The 2913-nt window shown below is 71.3% G+C and carries 3 protein-coding genes; all 3 read right to left on the bottom strand.

The annotated features are described in order from the left end of the window. Nucleotides 1–180, bottom strand: coding sequence for a hypothetical protein (locus FNH04_RS44060; RefSeq protein WP_152791847.1), 180 nt, complete (start codon nucleotides 178–180; stop codon nucleotides 1–3). Between the two features lie 479 nt (nucleotides 181–659). Continuing rightward, nucleotides 660–1562, bottom strand: coding sequence for a tRNA (adenine-N1)-methyltransferase (locus FNH04_RS44055; RefSeq protein WP_152791846.1), 903 nt, complete (start codon nucleotides 1560–1562; stop codon nucleotides 660–662). A gap of 58 nt (nucleotides 1563–1620) precedes the next feature. Then, nucleotides 1621–2913, bottom strand: a 1293-nt coding sequence (locus tag FNH04_RS44050; protein WP_228031987.1) for a site-2 protease family protein, incomplete at its 5' end; no start/stop codon positions are given.

Below are 2913 nucleotides of genomic sequence, written 5' to 3'. Positions count from 1 at the left end.
TTATAAGAGACAGGTGCTGGGGGCGGGCCGTGTCTCCGGGCCGGCCTGGACCGCTGTCGCCGGTTCGGGTTGCAGCACGGAGGAGAGGGCGAGGACCGCGGAGAGGGCGGTGGCCGTGGCGACCCAGTGGATGGGGCGGGCGTGCGTGTGTGCCAAGTCCGGGACGGCGGTCTGCTGCACGAGAGATGTGTCTCCTGTGAGGGCTGGGCCGGTGGGGTGGACCGCATGGTGCCACACGTCACAGTGCGGCGGAACGGCGGGGGGAGGACTTCTGGGGTGTGTTCGCGGAGTCGGGGCGCCCCGTCACCGGGTTTGTGCCGTGATGTCGTCAGTAACTGGCGTCGTGGCGACAGGATCTGACGACATGTTGACGGCATTGGCCGAGTCCGGCGTCGTGCTGACGGAGTCGGGTGTGATGCCGGCGAATCCGCGAGGGGTCAACAGGGTTGGTGCGGTGTCGCGAGTCCGTCATGGCGCTTCCGTATCGCGCGTCTGTCATCGCGGACCGGGTATCGCGCGTCCGTCATCGCGGACCCGGTGTCGCGAGTCCGTCTGCGGACCCGGTGTCGCGTCAACAGAAGAGCGCCGTGGCCGCGTTCCGGGGGATTCCCGGGAACGCGGCCACGGCGCTTGTGCGTTGAACGCGGCACGGGGCCGCCTCAGCGGCCGGCGCCTCCGTCGGCGTTCGGGCCGGCGTAGTCCTCGCCGTAGGCGCCCTTGGCGGGGCGGCGGCGGCGCATGGGCGGCTCGACGCCGTCCGCGAGGCGGCGGGCGGTGAGCAGGAAGCCGGTGTGGCCGATCATCCGGTGGTCGGGGCGAACGGCCAGGCCCTCGATGTGCCAGTTGCGGATCATCGTCTCCCAGGCGGTCGGCTCGTTGAAGCAGCCGATCTCGCGGATGGACTCGACGGTCCGGGCGAGCTGGGTGGTGGTCGCGACGTAGCAGCACAGGATGCCACCGGGGACGAGCGCCTTGGAGACGGCCTCCAGGCACTCCCAGGGGGCGAGCATGTCGAGAATCACGCGGTCGACGTCGGTGTCGCTCAGGTTGTCCTGGAGGTCGCCGACGGTGAGCTGCCAGGCGGGGTGCGGGCCGCCGAAGTAGCGCTCCACGTTCTGCTGGGCGATCTCGGCGAAGTCCGCGCGGCGCTCGTACGAGTGCAGCATGCCCTGGTCGCCGATGGCCCGCAGCAGGAAGCTGCTGAGCGAGCCGGAGCCGACGCCGGCCTCGACGACGCGGGCACCGGGGAAGATGTCGGCGAAGGCGAGGATCTGCCCCGCGTCCTTGGGGTAGACCACGGCGGCGCCGCGGGGCATGGACAGGACGTAGTCGGGGAGCAGGGGGCGCAGCGCCAGGTAGGCGACGTTCCCCGTGGTGCGGACAACACTGCCCTCGGGCGCACCGATCAGCTCGTCGTGCGGGAAGGAACCCTTGTGGGTGTGGAAGTTCTTCCCCGCTTCGAGCGTGAACGTGTAGTGGCGTCCCTTGGGGTCGGTCAGCTGTACCTGGTCCCCGACCTTGAAGGGCCCGCGACGGCGGGCGGCACCGGTCGGTTCGGACATGTGACCAGCCTACCGGTCCGGGAGGGGCCTGCAGACCACCGCTCCGGGAGGGCGGAGCTCAGTTCGGCCGTGCCATCGCCTTGACGAACGCGCGCTCCACGTCGGCCGCCGAGAGCACGCCGAAGATCTCACCGGACTCCTCGACGACCAGGTACTCGGTGGCGGGGGTGGCGCGCAGGGCGTCGAGGAGGTCTTCGCCGGCGAGTTCGGCGGAGACGCGCATGCCGTCGCTGAGTTCCTGGGCGAGGCCGCTGACGGCGACCCAGGGGCGGCGGTGCTCGGGTACGCCGACGATCGCGGCTTCGCGGACCAGCGACAGGGGCTCGCCGTCGGCGTCGACGACGACCAGGGCGCGGGCCCCTGCGGCGTTGGCGCGGCGGAGTGCCTCGGAGAGCGGGGTGTCGGTCTGCACGGGGACCGCGCGGCGGGTGAGGCTGCGGGCACGCAGTTCGGGCAGGTGCTCGCGGAGCCGGGCCATGCGGAGGCTGTTGCCCGCGCCGGTCCAGATGATCGCGGCGAGGATCGCGGCGAGCAGGGCGTCGGTGACGGTGTTCATGCCGCCGAAGTCCTCGGTGCCCGCGCCGAGGAGTTCGGAGTGGGTGAGCAGTGGGAGCCCGATCAGGACCGAGACGGCGAGGGCGCGGCCGACCCAGGCGGCGGCGACGGTGCCGGCCATGGGTTTGCCGGTGATCTTCCAGACGACGGCGCGGAGCATGCGACCGCCGTCGAGGGGCAGGCCGGGCAGCAGGTTGAAGGCGGCCACGATCACGTTGGAGATCATCAGCCCGGCCAGCAGGACGCCCGGGACGGTGCCCGGCTCGACGCCTTGGAGCGCGAGGTAGAAGACAGCGGCGAGAACCAGCGAGAGCAGGGGTCCGACGAACGCCAGCACGAACTCGCGGCCCGGTGTCTCGGACTCCTTCTCGATCTCCGAGACACCGCCGAAGAACTGGAGCTGGATCTTGCGCACCGGCAGCTTGAAGCGCAGGGCGGCGATGGTGTGGGCGAGTTCGTGGACGAGTACGGAGGCGTAGAAGGCCACCGCGAAGAACAGCGACACGAGGTAGCGGGCCACGCCGAGTTCGGGCAGGACCCGGTCGAGCTGCCCGCCGAACACCCAGGTGATCAGCGCGGCCACGAGGAACCAGCTGGGCGCGACGTACACGGGCACGCCGAAGGGCCGCCCCATGAGGATCCCGCCACCGGGTTCCTTGGGCCGCCGCGGCGGCTTACCCCCGGAGGAGACCTCAGCGGTCCGCTCCGGGTCATCGCGGTCACCACCCGTCCCTGACGGCTCCTGACCGTTCCGGCGCATCCGGGACGCGGGGGCGGGTGAAGGGCTGGTACGGGC

Source organism: Streptomyces phyllanthi (genome assembly GCF_009377205.1).
Lineage (GTDB): Bacteria > Actinomycetota > Actinomycetes > Streptomycetales > Streptomycetaceae > Streptomyces > Streptomyces phyllanthi.
The sequence above is the reverse complement of the archived record's forward strand: the minus strand, read 5'-3'. Positions and strand labels throughout refer to the sequence as shown.